The sequence below is a fragment of the uncultured Jannaschia sp. genome, from assembly GCF_947494025.1.
In the GTDB taxonomy this organism is placed as follows: domain Bacteria; phylum Pseudomonadota; class Alphaproteobacteria; order Rhodobacterales; family Rhodobacteraceae; genus Jannaschia.
In genome coordinates this window covers 1-5,428 of record NZ_CANLTQ010000066.1, presented here as the reverse complement: position 1 = coordinate 5,428, position 5,428 = coordinate 1, and the positions used below count along the sequence as shown (strand labels likewise).

The following is a 5,428-nucleotide window of genomic DNA, read 5'->3' as shown; positions in this document are numbered from 1 at the left end:
ATACAACGGTTCGAAACCTGAAGTCCCTCGCGTCCGCCGGTGTTCCCTCACCCGGATGTACCGTGCGGTTGCGGACCGATCGGTTCCCCTTCGGGAACCTGGCCCCGTTGTGCCCGATCAGCCGGCTTTCGTGCCTGAACGCCAGCAGGGCCAACGCGGCTATCGGTGACCTCGATGACCCGGACCTCCATGTTCGTCAGGGAAACGCCCCACTGGGGCCTTTCCTGCTCCTCCTCACCCTCGTCGATGTCCAGATGGACATTGCGCCAAACGCGCCGGCGGGCCCCGCCATGCTTGCGGGTATGCCGTGCTGCGGGCTTGCGCGGCCCCGTAGGGGGCCACGGTCCCTGCGCGCCCCTTGCCGCAGACCTTGATCCCGGTGCTGTCCACCGGCAGATGCAGCGGCCCCTTCGATCCCTGGCAAGGCAGCCTGACCGCCAAGGTCCGCTGACGCCGGCACAACGTAGTGCAATCCGGTACCGTCCAATCCAGCCCCGCCAACCGCAACAGGCTCGCGATGAAGCCCGCCGTCTGCCGGAGTAGTCGCTCGAACAGGTTCGGGGCTTCGCCCGTTCATGGCTGAAACGATCCACTGGATCGTTTCCGGGACGCCCTTCACCCTTGATCATGAGGCACGCCTGGATCGCGTTCGTCGGGCAAACGGTCCACTGGACCGTTTGCTGATCCTCTTAACCGCTGCAGGCCTGCTGGCCGCCCCGCCTGCCCGACGGTATCGCCACCCTGCATCTTGGATGCGTCTGCATGAAGGTGAGGAACTGCTTGCGCGACAGTTTCTTGCGGAACTCGACTTCGCCCTCGCCTATGCCCCGTGAAGCTGAAAGACCTGCTTGGCCAAATCCACGCCGATGATCGATACTTCCTTCATAGCCAAATCCTCCTGATCCTGATGGGACCACAGTGGCACGAGTGCCGTCAGGAGGGGCTACCCAACCCATCATCAAGGCCGCGACAGGCGGTCGAATGGGTCGACACCCTCTATACCCGCCGCACCCTCGAGGGGGGATCGGGAACCGCGACCTCGCCGACACCAAGCCCAATCGCGTTGCGCACACATGGCGAAGTCGAAACGGCCGAATTGTTGCCGAGGAGTCGCCGGTAGGGTCCTGCCGTAACCGCTTGATGTTTGGGCGAACGGCAATATGGTTTGCGGTGCGCGCACGGATGGCGTCGCATGGCGCCACGGGTGACGTATTCGCGATCTCGTTTTCAGCCACATCGCCGGGATCAGACGGACCTACTGGTTCTGGCCAAGCGCGATGACCGTCCTCGCGATCATTCTGGGATTCGTGCTCCCTTTCGTGGATGAGAAGCTTGGAAGCGACTGGACGAGGAGCCTCGGATTCTTCCGTGCGATTCAGGTGGACGGTGCCCGTGCGATCCTGACGACCTTGGCCGGCGCGGCGCTCGGCGTGGCCGGCGTCGCGTTCTCGATCACGATCGTCGCCGTGTCGTTTGCGAGCTCGAACTACGGCCCTCGTCTGATCGGCAACTTCATGGCCGATCGCACGAACCAGATCGTGCTCGGCGTGTTCGTAGCGACCTTCGTCTACTGCATCACCGTGCTCAGCACCGTCCACAACCGGATCGAGTTCCAGGACGAGGCGCTTGAAGCGTTCGTGCCCCAGATCTCCACGCTGTTCGCGCTCCTGCTCACGCTGTCCTCTGTTGGCGCATTGATCGGCTACATCCATCACATTCCCGAATCCATCAACATCATGAACCTGACGGCGAGTATCGGCCGGAAGCTGCACGAGGCAATCGCCGGCATACCCAGTCCGGAACACGCTGGCCGGGACGAGAGAGAGCCCGTCGACGTGGCCTCTTGGGCCGGACTGCCAACCGGAAAGGGCCCTCCCATGCGGTGCGCGCGCTCGACAGGCTACCTGCGCCGGATCGACGTCGGAAGCCTGCAGAATCTCGCGCGGTCAAATGGGGTTCAGGTCCGGATCGACCGCGCCGCAGGGGATTTCCTCGCGACCCGAGAGACCGTAATGACCGTACTGGGACAGTCCGAAGTCGACGCCGGCCTCGAGAAGAAAATACCAGCGTGGCTATACGCTCGGACCCAGCCGAACGGACGACCAGGATGTCCTCTTCCTGGTCGACCAACTGGTGGAGGTCGGAGTTCGCGCGCTTTCTCCCGGCGTCAACGATCCACACACGGCCATGCTCTGCCTCGACTGGCTGGGCGCGGCACTCTGCGCGTTTGCGGAACGCCCGCCTGCTGAACGACTGCCCGCAGCGTCTCCCGTGCTTTATTCGCAGGTGACCTTCGGAGTCATGCTTGACCGAGCTTTCGATCAGATGCGCCAGCATGTCAGCACCGACAGGACAACGGCGCTCTATGCGCTCGCCATCCTGACCGACATCGCCAGCGTCGCCTGTCGGCCCGACATGGCGGCGGGATGCGCCCGACAGGTCACGCGCCTCGCTATGTCCGCCAACGAGCAGCTCACCGAAACGCTGGCACGCGAAGACGTCGAGGAGGCCCGGGCCCGCGCCATCGCCAAGATCGCCGCGCCCCAGGCCGTCGACCTCGGCGAAAGTTCCGCCAGGAATGGATAGGTCTCGTTCCAAGGCGTTCTTCGCGACCTCGCGATCCTTCAAACCGCGACTCCCGTTCCCTGAAAACCAGTCCGACCGAAGCTGAGGCTTTGAGCACAGGGCTCTGATTCCCAACTTTGGACCGCCCGAAAGCAGAGTTTTCCCGGGATCACGTTAGTTGATACGCCGATTGGCACGGCGTGAACGATCGGCAGCGTCGCGTGTCGGGGAGCGCCCCATCCCGTGGTGTAGGATGTGACCAGTCATGAGGGGAACAGCACTCCTATCTTTTGAGGAAGTGGGAGACCCTGTCCGGTCAATTCGGAAGCGGCTTCACAGATTGTCACCAAGGCGCGATGCAGCGGACCTCTCTTCAGAGGCGGGCGTTGCGCTCCCGACCATGACCGCCCGAGGAGCACGCGATGTCTGCCCGAACCTGTCTCACGACTACGGCCCTCGCGGCGGTTCTGATGTCCTCAGGCTTCGCTCTCGCGCAAGATCAGGCCGGCGGACAGTCGAGCCCCGCGCCCAGCGATGCGGAGATCGTCGAATCCAATAGCCAGGCCGCCGGCGACGTGATCAGCGCGATCGCGGCCACGCCCGAGCAGGACCAGGCCGTGGGGCAGCGCTTCCGCGTCGATCTGGCCGATCTGCCCGAACCCTATCAGGGGCCGCCGGTCGCCAACGCGCCGCTGCGCGCAACCGAGGTTCCGCAGGAATTGTCGCTGCCTACGGGGTTTTCGGCGATCCTGTTCGCTCAGGGGCTTGAGGGTCCCCGCCAAGGCCATGTCCTGCCGAACGGCGACCTGCTCGTCTCGATGCAGACGGGCGGCTACATCACGCTGCTGCGCGACACGGATGGCGACGGCGTGGCTGACATCAATTCCCGCGCCTTCGAGCCCTTCACCGGTCCTTACGGCATTACCCATCGCGAATGGACCGGCGAGGGTGACTACGACTACGAGATCCTGATTGCCGACCTCGAGGGCATCTGGTCGCAGCCCTACAAGGACCCCAACATCCGCAACGTGGGCGCGCGCGACCAGACGGTGGACGAGACCCCGGTCGAGAACCGCAAGCCGCTCTACGACTTCTCGGGCCAGGAGTTGCTGACCGAGAGCGGCGTGTTCGGCGCGATGAACGGCCACGTGAACCGCGACATCGAGATCGGCCCGGACGGGCGGCTTTACGTCGGCGTGGGCTCGCTCGGGAACATCTCCGTCGAGCCGGAGCCGAAGGCCACGATCCAGAGCTTCGCCGCCGACGGATCGGACCAGCGGACCGTGGTGACGGGCGTGCGGAACGCCACCGGGCTCGACGTGAACCCTTCGACAGACGAATTGTTTGCCGTCGTGCAGGAGCGTGACGGCGCGGGCGACAACCTCGTTCCCGACTACCTGATCCGCGTCGACGAGGGCGAGTTCTTCGGATGGCCTTACAGCTACATGGGCTCAAACCCGCAACCGGGCTTCGCGCAGCTCGCGCCCGAGCTGGTCGACGGGGCTCAGGTGCCGGAACTGATCTTCAACCCGCATTCCGCGGTCATGGACCTGGCTTTCTACGACGGCGAGATGTTCCCCGAACGCTACCGGAACGGCGCCTTCGTGGCGCTGAAGGGGTCGTGGAACCGGACGCAGCCGACCGGCTACAAGGTGGTCTTCGTGCCGTTCTCGGACGGGATGCCGGACGGTACCTACGAGAACTTCCTGTCCGGGTTCTGGTCCCGCGGGACCGATCGGGCCGAAGTCTGGGGTCGACCGGCGGACGTGACCGTGGCGCCCGACGGCGCGCTCTTCGTCATCGATGACACCGGCGGCACGATCTGGCGCGTCACCTATGACGGCGAGACCGACGCAACAGCTTTGGAGACTGGCAAAAATGTGCCCGCGCAGAACTGATGTCGGGTCGGTTTGGTGGAGAATTCGGGTCGTGCGCTTCGCGCATGAAGCATTGACCCCTCCAACCCCGCCGCCGCCTTCTGCCGAACTTCAATATTGGTCAGATGGTTAACAATTATTCGAACCAGAGAAGAGGTTCTCCGGTGAGTCATTCCAACCATACCCCGCTGCGCGCAGACGAGTTGACCGGTGCCACGGCCGAGGGGGCCGACGTCTATGGTCCCGATGACAGCAACATCGGCACCGTTTCCCATTTGCACGGCACCGGACCGACTGCGAGTGCCGTCGTCGACGTGGGCGGCTTCCTCGGCCTCGGTGCGAAGCCCGTCGCCCTGCCCATCTCGAGCCTGAATCTGATGCGAGATGAGAAGCAGACGGTCCACACGACAACGTCCATGGCAAAGGACGCGCGGAAGGATCTGCCCGAGCACAAGGACTAACGCCGACCCATGGATCTGCAGCCAGACTGCAGCCAAACCCGACACGGGATCAGTGCCGGGTTTTCATAAAAGTCCCCTGCCCCGACGGGCCACGCAGAGACTGGCCCAATGCGCGACGAACTGAACTGCGCCGGCTTCGCCGGAGGCTGATTAGTTGGTCTCAGGCGGCCATGTTGAGGCTTGCTACGGTTTCATGGAAGGCTGAGTGGCGGTTCGGTAAGACGTTTCACACAAGCATACTTGGACTGCCCCCATCGAGTGGTCCGGGATGAATGTTAGTACATGGTCGGCCTCTGGTCCATTGAGACGAAGGTTTCCGGTGCTGGCGGGCGATATCTCAGCGAGCTGTGCGGCCTGACTGTGTTGTAGTGGCGGCGCCATCGCTCGATCAGGAACTGTGCCTCCCTGAGTGAATAAAAGACCTCAGCGTTGAGCAGCTCGTCGCATTCGAGATATGCGCGAAAGTTGGTGACGCGTGATCAGGCGGCGGGTTGAAGTAGGCGGACGCCGTCGCGGAACTCAACC

General features: G+C 63.7%; 4 protein-coding genes and 3 pseudogenes. 5 read left to right on the top strand and 2 right to left on the bottom strand.

Annotated features, from left to right (window positions below):
• Positions 1-143 precede the first annotated feature (143 nt).
• Positions 144-540, bottom strand: a pseudogene (locus Q1B08_RS20780) (transposase); the annotation flags it as partial.
• Positions 541-575: 35 nt separating this feature from the next.
• Here Q1B08_RS20780 and Q1B08_RS20775 point away from each other — a divergent pair.
• The 5 genes and pseudogenes from Q1B08_RS20775 (at position 576) to Q1B08_RS20755 (ending at position 4,903) form a co-directional block, all read left to right on the top strand.
• Positions 576-833: a hypothetical protein gene (locus Q1B08_RS20775; protein ID WP_299823095.1), complete on the top strand. Its 258-nt coding sequence runs from the start codon at positions 576-578 to the stop codon at positions 831-833.
• A 378-nt stretch (positions 834-1,211) separates the two neighbouring features.
• Positions 1,212-2,054 (top strand): annotated as a pseudogene (locus tag Q1B08_RS20770) (DUF2254 family protein); the annotation flags it as partial.
• Positions 2,055-2,118: 64 nt separating this feature from the next.
• On the top strand, positions 2,119-2,586 hold the full coding sequence (locus Q1B08_RS20765; protein ID WP_366140082.1) for a DUF2254 family protein: 468 nt from the start codon (positions 2,119-2,121) through the stop codon (positions 2,584-2,586).
• A 401-nt stretch (positions 2,587-2,987) separates the two neighbouring features.
• A complete protein-coding gene (locus Q1B08_RS20760; protein WP_299823092.1) occupies positions 2,988-4,463 on the top strand; it encodes a PQQ-dependent sugar dehydrogenase in 1,476 nt (491 codons plus the stop codon).
• A gap of 143 nt (positions 4,464-4,606) precedes the next feature.
• Positions 4,607-4,903, top strand: a complete 297-nt coding sequence (locus Q1B08_RS20755) for a PRC-barrel domain-containing protein (RefSeq protein ID WP_299823089.1) — start codon at positions 4,607-4,609, stop codon at positions 4,901-4,903.
• A 275-nt stretch (positions 4,904-5,178) separates the two neighbouring features.
• On the opposite strand, the pseudogene Q1B08_RS20750 reads toward Q1B08_RS20755, so the two are convergent.
• Positions 5,179-5,346: pseudogene (locus Q1B08_RS20750) on the bottom strand (integrase core domain-containing protein); the annotation flags it as partial.
• Positions 5,347-5,428: the final 82 nt, after the last annotated feature.

Excerpts from the sequence above, each read along its gene's own strand:
- Q1B08_RS20775 (WP_299823095.1), top strand. The coding sequence starts at position 576 with ATGGCTGAAACGATCCACTGGATCGTTTCCGGGACGCCCTTCACCCTT.
- Q1B08_RS20760 (WP_299823092.1), top strand. The coding sequence starts at position 2,988 with ATGTCTGCCCGAACCTGTCTCACGACTACGGCCCTCGCGGCGGTTCTG.